The organism is Paracoccus jiaweipingae, assembly GCF_044335505.1.
GTDB lineage: Bacteria > Pseudomonadota > Alphaproteobacteria > Rhodobacterales > Rhodobacteraceae > Paracoccus.
In genome coordinates, this window is sequence record NZ_JBISBS010000011.1 from 17,447 (window position 1) to 31,244 (window position 13,798).

The window sequence follows — 13,798 nt, forward strand, 5'->3', positions numbered from 1 at the left end:
GCTTTTCCAAGCCTTCCCGCGAAAATGAAAGCGACGCGCAACCGAATCGATGCGCGCCGTCATGCGGGACGTTCGGGGCGGAATAGCCGGTCCGCCCACAGATTGCAACCCTCAGCCGCCGATCGCCTGAAGGCCCCAGGTCAGACCGCTGCGAATCGCCAGATCGACCAGAAAGAAGAACACGCTGGTGATGGCGGCCAGCACGAACACCATGATCGTGGTGGTCACGACCTCGCGCCGGGTCGGCCAAGTGATCTTGCCCGCCTCGTTGCGGACCTGCTGGATGAACTGGATCGGGTTTGCCATTTTCAAATCCTTCCGCCGCCGGATGCGACCCGCCGGACATACCCCCGCGCGCGGGCTGATGCAAGGCAGGCCGTCAATTCACGTCTGACAGGTTTTCCGGCGCCCTGTTTACGGCGCTTCAAGGGCTGATCCGCAGGTGGCGGGTCATCACGGCCCGCCACGCCGAACGATACGGCGACAGCCAGTTGCGGCACGATTAAATTTTGGAAGACTGGCAGGGGCAGAGGGACTCGAACCCCCGACCCTCGGTTTTGGAGACCGATGCTCTACCAACTGAGCTATACCCCTAGGCCGTGCGGCTGATTACGCCAAGCCGGACCGGTGTTCAAGCCCAAAGCGCGGGCGCATCAAACTTTCGCCACGCGACGGGCCTGCACATGTCCGCCGCGCCCTGAACCGCGCATATCCCACGCCGCACGCGCCCGCCCGGCAGCAGCGGCGCGCAAGGACAACACGGTGCCAGCGGCACGAAAAAAGGGCCGCCCCGACCGGGACGACCCCTTGCCCGTCAGGCCCTGCCCGGCCTGCCTGAACGGCGCGCCCGGTCAGCGGGCGGTGATGCGGGTGATCAGGCCCTTGCCGCCCTCACCCTCGCCCTCGCCCTCGCTGGTCATCGACAGGGCATAGACGGTGCCGGCACCATCTGTGATCACATAATTGGCCAGTTTGCCCACCGGCAGATTGGCGACAATCTGGCCGTCCACGTCCAGCACCGTCAGCGTGCCCGCCGCGCGCGACACCGCATAGGCATGGCGGGTGGACGGGTCGAAGGCCACGTTCAGCGCCCCGGCCCCGATCGGCGTATCGGCCAGAACCTTGCCGCTGTCGGCATCCAGAACCAGCAGGTTGTCGCTGTTCTGGCTGGTCACGAACAGGCGGTTGGTCTCGGGGTCAAAGGCCACGCCGGACGCGAAATCGGCATTCTCGGGCTTGAAGGCCCCGCCTTCGCCGGTTTCGACATCAACCCAGGCTACCTCGCCCGAGGGGCGCGAGGCCGAATACAGCCGCCCCTTGCCGGCATCGAAGGCCAGCGACATCGAGCCGAACATCTCGCGCGGGGAGGTGCCGGGGAAGGCCAGCGTGCCAACCCGTTCCAGCGTTTCCCCGTCATAAACCTGCACCTCGGGGGTCAGCGCCGCGTTGACATAGACGCGGTTGCGGGCCGCATCGACCACCACGTCGCGGGGGTGGGCGATCGTGCCCTCGGGGAAGGCGCGCAGCACCGACAGATCGTCCTGACGGAACACGGTGATGGTGTCGGTCATGGTGTTGGTGGTCCAGACCGTGCCATGGGCATCGTCCAGCCCCAGCCCGAAAACGCCGTTGACGGTGCCATCGGCAGCGGCGGGCGGGGTGGCCTCGGCCTCGACCGCCAGCGTGGTGCCGTCCAGCCGGAACAGCTTGCTGACGGCCTTGTCGCCGCGCCCGTCAGCGGCGGCCACGAACAGCTTGCCATCCTTGTTGCGCGCCACCTGATACAGCCCCTTGGCCAGCTCGGCCGAGCTTATGTCGAAACCGTCCTGCCCCGACAGCGGCACCTGCGGCGACACTTTCAGCATCATGATCCCGGCCCCGTCGGGATTGGCCGCCGTGACCACGATGGGCTGCTGACCGATGGCGGCGTCCTGCGGCAGGTCGAAGGCAAATTCGAATTTGCCATCCGCGCCCACGACCAGCGGTTCGTCATTCAGCACCTGATCGCCGCGGCGGAAGGTCAGTTGCTGACCCTCGGTCATGCGCCGGCCAGTGACCCACCCTTTGCCGCCGGGCAGAACGACATCGTTGCGGTTGCCGCGCAGATCGCCCGAAAAATCGCGCCCTGCCTGCGCGAAGACGCTGTCAGCCAGCGCCCCGGTCACACCGGCGATTATCAGGGTCGAGGCCAGCAGGGCCGATTGCAAAGAGGTTCCAAGACGCATCCGTTATCCTTCGAAAGCATTGCCCTGGCTGGAAACGGCTAACGGCGGCGGGCGGATCATAGATAGTGTATAAAATTAGTCAAGATTCAGCTTCGCCCCGTCGCGTGGCCCAGTCCAGCGCCAGCGGGATCGACCGCGTCAGCGCCGCGCCATGGCCGGCATCCGCAATCTGGTGCAGGCTGACCGGCGCCCCCTGTGCCTGCATCCGCTGCCCAAAGGCCAGCGTCGGGCGCGGGGCGCCATCCGGCGGGCGGGGGTCGTCGCTGCGGCGTTCGCTGTCGCCAAAGCTCAGCAGCAGGGGCCGGTCGCGCGGCGGCGGATGCGCTTCCTCCAGCCGGGTCATCACCCCGTCGCCCCACCACAGTGACGGGCTGGCCGCGACATAGCGGGCAAAGCTCTGCGACGCGGTCAGCCACGCAAACAGCACGAACAGCCCGCCATAGCTGTGGCCCCACAGGCTGCGGCGGTCGGGGTCGATGGCCAGCCCGGCCTCGGCCTGCGCGCGCAGGGGTCCGGTCAGCAGCGGCAGGAAGCGATCCGCCGCACCGGCCATCCGCCCCGGACGCATCGGGTCGGGCACCGGCCCATCGGGCGACAGCGGCGGCGTGTAATCCAGCGCCCGCGCCCGGGTCTCGAACGGCAGATCGGTGTCATAGCCGACCCCCAGCACCACCAGCCCCGGCACCGCCGCCAGATCGGCCGCCGTCAGCCGGTCGAACACCGCATTGCCGTCCAGACAATACAGCACCGGCCAGCCTTTGGCCGGGGCGGGGTGACGCGGCACGGCGGTAAACAGCCGGAACCGGCGCCCCGATCCGGGCAAGGTGACAAGGCGGTCGGACAGGCTGTGGCTGGACAGGTTCTGTTCCAACAGCGCCAGCCGGGTCGGCGCCATCACCGGTGCCGCCCTGACCGGCAAGCCCGGCAACAGCCAGCCCGCCGCCGCCAGCAACCCACCCGCCAGCAGGCCGCGCCGCAGCGGGTCCGCAAGCCCGGCCCGCGCCGGACCGGGCGGGCCGTCCGGGGCGCCACAACCCACCCCCGACACGGACCAGCCGCCACCGCGACCCGATGCCACAGACCCGGCCTTTCCTGCACCCGCCGCCGCCCGATGACCAACCCAAGGGGCGCCACCCGCCTGTTTGCTGTGTAACACGTCATGCCCTTCCCATCGCGCCCGGCGCATCGGCCAGATATGGCCGGCCCCAATACTTGACAGATTTAATTGGTCAATGTAAAGCCCCGCACCTGCCCTTTTGGGCACCCGGACCCGCCAGACGCGTCATGCCAAGCCAATCCGGTCTGCGACCCCTTAGCCGCGACGCCCCGCGCCGCTTTTTCAGGACCAGACCCATGACCCAAGGCTTCCGCCCGCCCCGCCCCACAGACAGCACCGTCACCCCCGCCAGCTTTCTGCTGGCCGGTCCGGGTGGCGGAATGCGTGCCACCGGAACCGACCGCCTGCTGCCACCCGGCCCGCTGGCCAGCCTGCCACAGCGCACGGCCAGCTTTTTCGACGGCCAGTCCGGCAATGGCCTGCTGGTCGGGGCGGTGCCTTATGACCGCCGCGCCGATGACCACCTGTTCGCCCCGCGCAAGCATCACCGCCTTGCCCCGCCGCAGGTCGCGGCGCTGGCCCGGCCTGCCCTGCGCGCGCAGACCATGCTGCACCCCGAACCCAGCCCCGCCGCCTTCCGCGAGGCGGTGGCGCTGGGGCTGAAACACATCGCCGCCGGGCATATGGACAAGCTGGTGCTGTCACGCAGCCTGCGCCTGCGCACCGGCGACACGCTGTGCCCCGACACGGTGCTGGCCCGGCTGGCGCTGGACCCGTCAGTGTTTCGCTTTCTGACCCGCCTGCCTGCGTCCGGCGGACAGGACCGGATGATGGTCGGCGCCTCGCCCGAGCTGCTGGTGGCGCGGCATGGCGATCTGGTGACCTCGCACCCGCTGGCCGGGTCGGCGCGGCGCGGCGCGGACCCTGACAGCGACCGGGCCGCCGGACAGGCGCTGTTACAGTCGGAAAAAGACCTGCGCGAACATCACCACACCGCACAGGCGGTGCTGGATACGCTGGCGCCGTTCTGCGACCAGCTGGCGGCGCCACATGGGGTGGCGCTGCGGGCCACGGCGACGATGTGGCACCTTGGCACCCGCATCACCGGCCGCCTGCGCGACCCGGACATGCCGGTCGCGGCCCTGCTGGCGGCCCTGCACCCGACGCCCGCCGTTTGCGGCCTGCCGCGCGACGCCGCCGATGCCGTCATCCCCACGCTCGAGGGGTATGACCGCGGCTTTTACGCCGGTGCGGTCGGCTGGATGGACGCGCAGGGCGATGGCGAATGGTATGTCACGCTGCGCTGTGCCGAAATCGCCGGTGACGAGGCCCGCCTTTACGCCGGGGCCGGTGTGGTCGACGGCTCGACCCCCGACGGGGAAGAGGCCGAGACCCGCGCCAAGTTCCGCACCATGCTGGCGGCCCTGGGGCTGGACGAGGTTCAGCCATGACCCCGCAACAGATCTGGCCCAAAGACCGCGCCGAGCGTTATCGCGCCGCCGGTTACTGGCGTGGCGAGACGTTTTCCCAGATGCTGGCCGCGCGCGCACAGGCCCACCCCGACCGCATCGCTGTCACCGGTCCCGATGGCAGCTTCAGCTATGGCGCGCTGGCCGACCGGGCCGGGCGGATGGCGGCGCGGTTTCGCGCGGCGGGGCTGGAACCGGGCCAGCGGGTGATCGTTCAACTGCCCAATCTGGCCGATATGGTCACGGTGGTGTTCGGGCTGTTCCATGCCGGGCTGATCCCGGTCTTTGCCCTGCCCGCCCATCGCCGGGCCGAGATCACACATTTCCGCGACAAGGCACAGGCCAGCGCGCTGGTCATTCCCGGCCAGCATGGTGGCTTTGATTACCGCGAACTGGCGCGCGATTGCGGCATTGCGCAGGTCTTCGTGCCTGGCGATCCGGGGCCGGATCAGGCCGGGGGTCCGGCCTTTCACGACCTGCGCGACCTGTCCGATGCGGCACCGCCCGCCTACCCCGCCGATGCCGGTCAGGTGGCGTTTCTGCAAATCTCGGGGGGCAGCACGGGCTTGTCCAAGCTGATCCCGCGCAGCCATGACGATTACCTGTATTCGGTCCGCGCCAGCGCCCGCATCTGCGGTCTGGACGACAGCGCCGTTTACCTGACCGCCTTGCCCGCCGCGCATAATTTCCCGATGAGCAGTCCGGGCTGGCTGGGGGCGATCTGGGCCGGGGGGCATGTGGTGATGGCCCCCGACCCCAACCCCGCGACCTGCTTTGCGCTGATCGCCCGGCACCGCGTGACCATCACCGGGCTGGTGCCGCCGCTGGCGCTGGTCTGGGCCGATGCGGCGGCGCGCGGCCATGCCGACCTGTCCAGCCTGCGCCTGTTGCAGGTCGGCGGCGCCAAGCTGACAGCGCAGGCGGCGGCGCGGCTGTTGCCGGCCTTTGGCGGGCGGCTGCAACAGGTCTTTGGCATGGCCGAGGGGCTGGTCAATTACACCCGCCCCGACGACCCCGAACAGATCGTGCTGACCACGCAGGGCCGCCCGATCAGCCCCGATGACGAATTGCGCGTCGTCGATGACCATGACCGCCCGGTGCCGGACGGCCAGACCGGGCATCTGCTGACCCGTGGCCCCTATACGATCAACGCCTATCACAACGACCCGGCAGCGAATGCGCGGTCCTTTACCGAGGATGGCTTTTACCGCACCGGCGACATGGTGCGGCTGTTGCCGGGGGGCTATGTGCAGGTGCAGGGCCGCGCCACCGACCACATCAACCGCGCAGGCGAGAAGGTCTCGGCCGAGGAGGTCGAGGATCACCTGATCGCCCATCCCGACGTGTTCGATGCCGCCGTGGTCGCCCTGCCCGATGCGTTTCTGGGCGAACGCGCCTGCGCGGTGATCGTGCCGCGCGGCCCGGCGCCGCGCCCGGCGGACTTGCGCGCTTTTCTGCGCGATCGGGGCATCGCCGGGTTCAAGATCCCCGACCAGTTCAGCTTTACCGAAGGGTTCCAGACCACCGCCGTCGGCAAGACCAGCCGCAAGGCCCTGCGCGCCGCGCTGCGCGATTCACTGATGCAAAAGGAATGACCATGGCCGGACTGCCCAAGATCCCACCCTATGACCCGCCCACCGCCGCGGAACTTGCCGCCGCGCGTGGCCCGTGGCGGCTGGACCGCGACCGCGCGGCGCTGTTGATCCATGACATGCAGGGCTATTTCACCCGCGCCTTCGCGCCTGATGCGGCGCCGCTGGCGCCCGTCATCGCCCATATCGCCGCGCTGGCGCAGGCCTGCCGCGTTGCCGGGGTGCCGGTGTTTTATACCGCGCAAAACGGCGATCAGGACCGCCGCGACCGGGGGCTTCAGGCCGATCTGTGGGGGCCGGGGATGCGACACATCCCCGAGGATCAGCAGATCATCCCCGCGCTGGCCCCGCAGCCGGGCGATCAGGTGCTGGTCAAGCACCGCTACAGCGCGTTTCAGATGTCCAATCTGGACCACATGCTGCGGGTGCGCGGGCGCGATCAGCTGATGATCACCGGCATTTACGCCCATATCGGCTGCCTGATGACCGCGGCCGAGGCATTTCAGCGCGACATCCAGCCCTTTGCCATTGCCGATGCACAGGCCGATTTCACCCGCGCCGAACATGACATGGCGATGCACTGGGTCGCGGGCCGTTGCGGGGTGGCGCTGACCGCCGCCGATGCGCTGGCCGTGATCGGGGGGCGCGCATGACCCGCCCCGGCATCGACAAGCTGCGCGCCGATATTGCCGCAATCCTGAACGAAGACCCCGCCAGCATCGGTGATGACGACAACCTGTCCGATCTGGGGCTGGATTCGATGCGCGTCATGGCCCTGCTGATGCAGTGGGAGGCCGAGGGCATCGCCATCGAATTTGCCGAACTGGCCGACAGCACCACGCTGGCCGGCTGGTGGGCGCGGATCGGGCACAGCGCGTGAACCAGCCCCGGACGTTCCCCCTGACCGAGGCGCAAGAGGGGCTGTTCTTTGCCGCCCGTCTGGACCCGGACAGCCCGGCGCTGAATACCGGCCAGTATCTGGACATCCGCGGGCCGCTGGACGTGGCGCGGTTTCAGGCCGCCGTCACCGCCGCCATTGCCGAGGCCGATGCCCTGCGCCTGCGCTTTCGTCAGGACGGCGCGACCGCGCGGCAATGGCTGGGGGACGCGCCCCGCCCCGATCTGGTCGATCTGACCGCCCGCCCCGACCCGGTGGCGCAGGCGCTGGCACGGATGCAGGCCGATCAGGCGCAGCCCCGCGACCTGGCGCGCGAACCGCTGGCCGCCTTTACCCTGTTTCGCGTCGGGCCACGGCATTTCCTGTGGTATCAGCGCGTCCACCACCTGCTGATCGACGGCTTCGGGATGCTGCTGCTGACCAACCGGGTGGCGGCGCTGTATGCCGGCACCGGCAGCCCGCTGGCACCGCTGTCACGCGCGCTGGATGCCGACCGTGACTGGCGCACCGATCCGGCCCGCGACGCCGACCGCGACTGGTGGCGCGCACAGCTGGCCGACCTGCCCGCCGTTACCGGCCTGTGCGGACGCAATGCCCCCGCCAGCCACGGCTTTCACCGCGCATCCGGGACCGTGCCTGCGGACCTGCTGGCGGCGCTTGCGGCGCGGTCGGCGGCGGCGGGGGTCAGTTGGGCCGATGCGCTGACGGTGATCTGCGCCGGCTATGCCGCGCGCTTTACCGGCGGCCAGACCGTTGCGGGCATCCCGTTCATGGACCGTTTTGGCCAGCCCACGGCGCGGGTGCCGGCGATGGTGATGAATGTGCTGCCCTTCCGCTTTGCCGCTGACCCCGCTGCCGATGCTCATGCCGACACCCCGCTTGAGGACACGCTGCGCACCGGGGCCGCGCAACTGGCGCAGGCCCGCCGCCATGGCCGCCTGCGGTCGCAACAGATGCGCCGCGATCTGGGGCTGCTTGGCGGCACCCGGCGGCTGTATGGGCCGCTGATCAACATCCAGCCCTTTGACAGCGCCCCCCGGATTGCGGATTGCGATGTGGCGCTGCATATCCTTGGCACCGGTCCGGTCGATGACATCAGCCTGACCTTTCGCGGCGATCCGCGCGCCATGCGGGTCGATATCGACGCCAACCCGGCGCTGTATTCCCGGCCCGAAACCCAGGCGCATCTGGACCGGCTGCTGGCCTTTGTTGCGGCGGCCTGCGGCGCGCCCGCGCTGGCGGCGGTGCCGACCTGCCCCCCGCCCGAGGCCGCTGCCCTGATGGCCGACACCAACCCGCACCCGGTCCCGCAGACCACGCTGACAGCCCTGCTTGAGGCCGCTTTTGCCCGCCATGCCCACCGCCGCGCGCTGGCATGGGGGCAAAGCGATATCAGCTATGCCGAACTGGACCGGCGCAGCGCCGCGCTGGCGGCACGGTTGCGGGCGCTGGGGGCGGGGCCGGACCGGCTGGTGGCGGTGGCGCTGCCGCGCTCGGCCGAGCTGGTGGTGGCGCTGGTCGCGGTGCTGCGTGCCGGGGCGGCATGGCTGCCGCTGGATGCCAGCCACCCGCCCGCGCGGCTGGCCGAGATTCTGGCGCAGGCCCGGCCCGTGGCCCTGCTGGGGGATCTGCCCCTGACGTCGCCGCTGATGCCGCCCCTGCCGCAGCTTGCGCCAGAACACTGGCCCGAACCCGCCCCCTGCACCGGCACCGGTCAGCCCCCCGCCAGCCCACAAACCGGCACCCCGCGGCCCTGCACCCCACAGCCTGACGATCTGGCTTATGTCATCTTTACCTCTGGCTCGACCGGGGCGCCCAAGGGGGTGATGATCCCGCATCAGGCCATCGTGAACCGGCTGCTGTGGATGGCGGCGCACTATGCGGTCGGGCCGGATGATGTGATCTTGCAAAAAACCCCGGCGAGTTTTGATGTCAGCGTCTGGGAATTCTTCCTGCCGCTGATCACCGGGGCGACGCTGGCCATTGCCCCGCCCGGTGCGCATCGCGACCCGGCGGCGCTGGCCGGGCTGATCCGCGATCACGGCGTCAGCCTGTGCCATTTCGTGCCCTCGATGCTGGCGGCGTTTCTGGCTGCGCCGGCCTCGGCCGGGGTGTCGCTGCGGGCGGTGTTTTGTTCCGGCGAGGCCCTGCCCGCCGCGCTGCGCGACCGCTTTCACGACCGCATCAAGGCCGAATTGCACAACCTTTACGGCCCGACCGAGGCCGCCGTGGATGTCAGCCACTGGCCCGCCGGGCGCGACGATGACAGCGACCCGGTGCCCATCGGCTGGCCGGTCTGGAACACCCGGCTGCTGGTGCTTGATGACCGGATGCGCCCGGCCCCGCCGGGGGTGGCGGGGCGGCTGTTTCTGGGCGGGGCGCAACTGGCGCGCGGCTATCTGGGGCGTGACGACCTGACGGCGGCCAGCTTTGTCCCCGACCCGGCCATCCCCGGCGCGCGGCTGTATCACAGCGGCGATCTGGCGCGGCGGCGAGCGGATGGCGCCATCGACTTTCTGGGCCGCGACGACGATCAGGTCAAACTGCGCGGCCTGCGCATCGAGCTGTCCGAGGTCGCCTCGGCCGCGCGGGCCAGCGGGCTGGTGCATCAGGCCGAGGTGCTGCTGCGCGATGGCCGTCTGGTGGCCTATGTCACCCCCGCCGATTGCGACCGCACGGCGCTGCGTGACGCGCTGGCGGCGCGGCTGCCCGATTACATGCTGCCCGCCGCGATCATCGCGCTGCCGGCGCTGCCGGTAACCGCGAATGGCAAGCTGGACCGCAGCGCCCTGCCCGCGCCGGATTTCACCGCCCCCGCCGACAGCCCGGCCCGCGCGGGGCTGGAAACCACCATCGCCACCGCGATGGCACAGGCGCTGAACCTGCCACAGCCACCGGGCCGGTCGGCGGATTTCTTTGCCACGGGCGGCGATTCGCTGGCGGCGGTGACCTTGGTGCTGGCGCTGGAACAGGCGCTTGGCCGTGCGGTCGGGCTGGGGCTGGTCTTTGCCCATCCAACTGTCGCCACGCTGGCGCAGGCATTGCAGGCCGACCAGCCGGATGACGGGCTTGGACCGGTGCTGACGCTGGCACGGGGGGACGGGGCGCCGCTGTTCCTGATCCACCCGGCGGGCGGGCTGGCATGGGGCTATCGCGGGCTGGCGCGGGCGATGAAGGGGCGGGCGGTGTTCGGCCTTCAGGCGCCGCATCTGACCGGCGACGACCCGGACACCCTGCCGACCGACCTGACCGGACTGGCGGCGCTTTACGCCGGTCACATCCGCCGCATCGCCCCCGAGGGGCCGGTGCATCTGGCGGGCTGGTCGGTGGGCGGCATCATCGCGCAGGCGGTGGCGGTCGAACTGGGGTCGCGCGCGGGCATGGTGGCGCTGCTTGATGCCTATCCGGCCGAGCTGTGGCACGACCAGCCCGACCCCGACCCCATTACCGCCCTGCGCGCCCTGCTGGCGATTGCCGGTCACGACCCCGACGCCCATCCCGAACTGGACAGCCGCGACCGCATCGTCGCCTTCCTGCGGGCCGATGGCGGGGTATGGGCGCAATTGCCGCCAGCGGTGCTGGACGGGGTGATCCGCGCCGTGCGCGGCACCAACGCGCTGGTGCGTCAGCACCGCCACCGCCATTTCAGCGGCTGCCTGACCCATCTGCGCGCCGCCGCCGACAGCCACGGCCACCGCGCCGGTCTGTGGGCGCCCCATGCCGCGCGGCTGGTCTGTCACGACCTGCCGCTGATCCATGCCCGGATGACCGGGCCGCAGGCGGTGGCGCTGATCGCCCCGATCCTGCGCGATGCCATGACAGCAGCCGAGGAAACCCCATGACCCTGACCGGATTTCAGGACCGCATCGCCCTTGTCACCGGCGCCGGCAGCGGCATCGGCGCCGCACTGGCCGCCATGTTACAGGCCGCCGGGGCGCAGGTGATCGCCGCCGATCTGTCCGCGCCGCAAGGCGGTGTGGCGCTGGATGTGCGCGACCCCGAGGCCGTCGCCGCACTGGTCGCCCGCACCGAGGCCCTGCGCGGCCCGATCGAGATTCTGGCCAATGTCGCCGGGGTATTGACCACCGGCACCGTGGCCCAGACCGCCGATGCCGACTGGCATCAGGTCTTTGCCGTCAATACCGACGGGGTGTTTCATTGCTGCCGCGCGGTGACGCGGCGGATGGCGGCGCGCGGGCGGGGGGCGGTGGTCACGGTGACCTCGAACGCGGCCTTCGTGCCGCGCCACGGCATGGCCGCCTATGCCGCATCCAAGGCCGCGACGACGATGTTCATGCGCTGTCTGGGGCTGGAACTGGCACCGCTTGGCATCCGCTGCAACGTGGTCGCGCCGGGGTCGACCCTGACCCCGATGCAGACCGGTATGTGGGCCGATGACAGCGGCGCGGCGCAGGTGATTTCCGGGTTCCCGCAGACCTTCAAACCGGGCATTCCGCTTGGCAAGATCGCCAGCCCAGACGACATCGCCCATGCCGCGATGTTCCTTTTGTCCGATCAGGCCGGGCATATCACCATGGCCGACCTGCTGGTCGATGGCGGCGCGACCCAGCGCGGCTGAGGCGCGTCAGGCCGGGGGACGGTGACAGACGGCCTCGATGTTATTGCCGTCCGGGTCCAGAACGAAGGCGCCGTAATAATGCGGGTGGTAGTGCGGGCGCAGCCCCGGCGCGCCATTGTCACGCCCGCCCGCCGCAAGGGCCGCGTGGTAAAACGCATCCACGCTGGCCCGGTCCGGCGCGGCAAAGGCCACATGCACCCCGGTCACCGGCGCGCGGTGGGTGCCGATCCAGAAACCGGGCTTGCCATCGCGGCCAAAGCCCAGATGCGCACCGTGACCGCCGGTCATTTCGTCGCTGACCTGCATCTGCACCCCAAGCCCAAGCGGCGCCAGTGCCGCGCGGTAAAACCCTGCCGCGCGGTCCAGATCCGCAACCGCCAGCCCGATATGATCAATCATGGTCCCACCCCCTGCGATTCGCCTGCAAAGCGTGCCAGCCCCGCGCCGGTCTGACCAGCGCTATCTGCGCGGCGGGGCCTGCATCTGCCAGTGCCGCCGCTCGCCGGGGTTCAGGCGGATGGCCTCGATCATCCGGGTCAGCATCGCACCCATGCCCCAGCCGCGAAAGCGGCGTTTGGCGTCGCGCAACGCCTCGGTCAGTTGTGCGTCATCCAGTGCGGCGACGCGGCGTTCCGCGATCTCGGCCGCGCTGGGGGTGCGGGTGCAGCGAAACAGCAGCGACGTGCCGCGCACAAAGGCCAGCGGCGCAAAGAAATCCGCCATTAACAGCATATGCGGCGGCAGCCAGAACTGGTTCCATTGCAGGAAATCCTGATGGTTGATCACCGATTGCCCCGCCACCAGATGCGGGTAAAAGCTGGCCGCCATGCTGTCGGTCCAGTCCGGGCGTTTGCAGGCGTCAAGGATCAGCACCGCGATCGGCCCGTCATCCGGGTTCCAGCCGATGGTCTGGATCTCGCCCCGGTGCAGGCGGATGCGGTCAGCCCATGGCGATAACAGCTTTTGCGCCAGCGGCGCGATGTCATTGCCTTCGAACGGCGCCACACCGGCGGGATAGAGGTAATGCTTCTTGACCCCCTCATCCGCGGTGAACCGGTCATAGGCGTGCAGCAAGGCCGGGCTGCCGGCATCGGCCAGCCCCTGCGCCAGCCGCGCGGTCGAACCGCCGGCAAAAGCCCCCAGATCGACCACCGCCCCCGCACCCCCGACCTGATGCCGGGTCAGCCAGTAATACAGCTGTTGTTCATGCGGATGCAGCATCGTCGGCACATGCGAAGCAGGCGCCAGAAGCCGCGCCCCCACCCCTCGCCACGGCCGGTCGCGCATCAGTTCTGTCAGGGGGAAACCCGCGCTCACCACGCCAGCCCGCCTTGCGGTGCCGGGGCGCCGGGCAGGTCGATATCCATGCACAGCGCATCCGCAACCGGCCCGCGCCGCCGCTGCCAGACGGCAGCCGTCACCTTACCGCGCCGAAAGCCCGCGCGTTGGTAAAACCGGATGGCACCGTCATTATCTGCCGCGACATTCAGCCAGAACCGCGTCACCCCCCGCCCGGCCAGCCAGCCCCGGATCGCCGCCAGAAAGGCCGCGCCCCTGCCGCCACCCGGACGCGCCATGGTCAGTTCCTCAAGCTTGGTGCCCTGCGCTGTGTCGCGCAGCCATGCAAAACCCTCGGGCTGGTTCGCGGGTTGCCAGATCAGCACCGTGCTGCCCCCGTCGTCAAGCGCCGCGCGCAGCGTGGCCATGTCATAACCTCCCAGCTTATCAAGGTTCTGCGGGGCGTCGATCAGTGACTTGATAAACGCGATGTCATCCGGACGGGCAAGGCGGATCATGGCGGACCTGTCGGTTGTTTGCGCCAGAATGACCGAAAAACAACACCGGGGAAAGCCTGCACCACGCCAAAACAGGGCGTTACGCGGACCAGCCCCTTTGCCACGAAAAAGCCCGCCCCTTTCGGGACGGGCTGTCATCGCAATATCCGCTGCCTTGCGGCGTTGGATCACTCGATGATCTT

The 13,798-nt window shown here is 69.7% G+C and carries 12 protein-coding genes and 1 tRNA gene; 6 read left to right on the forward strand and 7 right to left on the reverse strand.

All coding sequences use genetic code 11. From position 1 onward, the window contains the following. Positions 1–111: 111 nt before the first annotated feature. The 4 genes from secE to ACFXP9_RS14155 form a co-directional block, all read right to left on the reverse strand. Positions 112–306 (reverse strand): preprotein translocase subunit SecE, encoded by a 195-nt coding sequence (gene secE, locus ACFXP9_RS14140; protein WP_397209388.1) that lies wholly within the window; start codon positions 304–306, stop codon positions 112–114. A gap of 212 nt (positions 307–518) precedes the next feature. After that, a tRNA-Trp gene (locus ACFXP9_RS14145) sits at positions 519–594 on the reverse strand. Positions 595–851: 257 nt separating this feature from the next. Further along, entirely contained in the window at positions 852–2,225 is a 1,374-nt protein-coding gene (locus tag ACFXP9_RS14150; RefSeq protein WP_397209386.1) for a YncE family protein, read from the reverse strand. 79 nt (positions 2,226–2,304) lie between these two features. Beyond that, positions 2,305–3,303, reverse strand: coding sequence for an alpha/beta hydrolase (locus tag ACFXP9_RS14155; RefSeq protein WP_397209385.1), 999 nt, complete (start codon positions 3,301–3,303; stop codon positions 2,305–2,307). A gap of 275 nt (positions 3,304–3,578) precedes the next feature. On the opposite strand from ACFXP9_RS14155, the gene ACFXP9_RS14160 reads away from it, so the two are divergent. Genes ACFXP9_RS14160 through dhbA form a run of 6 tightly spaced genes read left to right on the forward strand, consistent with a single transcriptional unit; the run spans position 3,579 to position 11,820 of the window. Next, complete coding sequence (locus ACFXP9_RS14160; protein ID WP_397209384.1) at positions 3,579–4,733, forward strand: isochorismate synthase; 1,155 nt, start codon at positions 3,579–3,581, stop codon at positions 4,731–4,733. Further along, positions 4,730–6,346: a (2,3-dihydroxybenzoyl)adenylate synthase gene (locus tag ACFXP9_RS14165; protein ID WP_397209383.1), complete on the forward strand. Its 1,617-nt coding sequence runs from the start codon at positions 4,730–4,732 to the stop codon at positions 6,344–6,346. The genes ACFXP9_RS14160 and ACFXP9_RS14165 overlap by 4 nt, the downstream gene beginning before the upstream one ends. Before the next feature lie 2 nt (positions 6,347–6,348). Further along, positions 6,349–6,996: an isochorismatase family protein gene (locus ACFXP9_RS14170; protein WP_397209382.1), complete on the forward strand. Its 648-nt coding sequence runs from the start codon at positions 6,349–6,351 to the stop codon at positions 6,994–6,996. Further along, positions 6,993–7,223 (forward strand): phosphopantetheine-binding protein, encoded by a 231-nt coding sequence (locus ACFXP9_RS14175; RefSeq protein WP_397209381.1) that lies wholly within the window; start codon positions 6,993–6,995, stop codon positions 7,221–7,223. Before ACFXP9_RS14170 ends, ACFXP9_RS14175 begins: the two co-directional genes overlap by 4 nt. Continuing rightward, the gene (locus ACFXP9_RS14180) at positions 7,220–11,083 is read left to right on the forward strand and encodes an amino acid adenylation domain-containing protein (protein ID WP_397209380.1); all 3,864 of its coding nucleotides are present in this window, start codon (positions 7,220–7,222) and stop codon (positions 11,081–11,083) included. Before ACFXP9_RS14175 ends, ACFXP9_RS14180 begins: the two co-directional genes overlap by 4 nt. Next, on the forward strand, positions 11,080–11,820 hold the full coding sequence (gene dhbA, locus ACFXP9_RS14185) for a 2,3-dihydro-2,3-dihydroxybenzoate dehydrogenase (RefSeq protein WP_397209379.1): 741 nt from the start codon (positions 11,080–11,082) through the stop codon (positions 11,818–11,820). Before ACFXP9_RS14180 ends, dhbA begins: the two co-directional genes overlap by 4 nt. Before the next feature lie 6 nt (positions 11,821–11,826). On the opposite strand, the gene ACFXP9_RS14190 is transcribed toward dhbA, so the two are convergent. The 3 genes from ACFXP9_RS14190 to ACFXP9_RS14200 all read right to left on the reverse strand — a co-directional run bounded on the left by ACFXP9_RS14190 (position 11,827) and on the right by ACFXP9_RS14200 (position 13,616). Then, complete coding sequence (locus ACFXP9_RS14190) at positions 11,827–12,219, reverse strand: VOC family protein (protein ID WP_397209378.1); 393 nt, start codon at positions 12,217–12,219, stop codon at positions 11,827–11,829. Positions 12,220–12,279: 60 nt separating this feature from the next. Further along, positions 12,280–13,041 carry a class I SAM-dependent methyltransferase gene (locus tag ACFXP9_RS14195; RefSeq protein WP_397209377.1) on the reverse strand — a complete coding sequence of 254 codons (762 nt, stop codon included), beginning with the start codon at positions 13,039–13,041 and terminating at the stop codon, positions 12,280–12,282. A gap of 92 nt (positions 13,042–13,133) precedes the next feature. Further along, positions 13,134–13,616, reverse strand: coding sequence for a GNAT family N-acetyltransferase (locus ACFXP9_RS14200; RefSeq protein ID WP_397209376.1), 483 nt, complete (start codon positions 13,614–13,616; stop codon positions 13,134–13,136). Positions 13,617–13,798 lie beyond the last annotated feature (182 nt).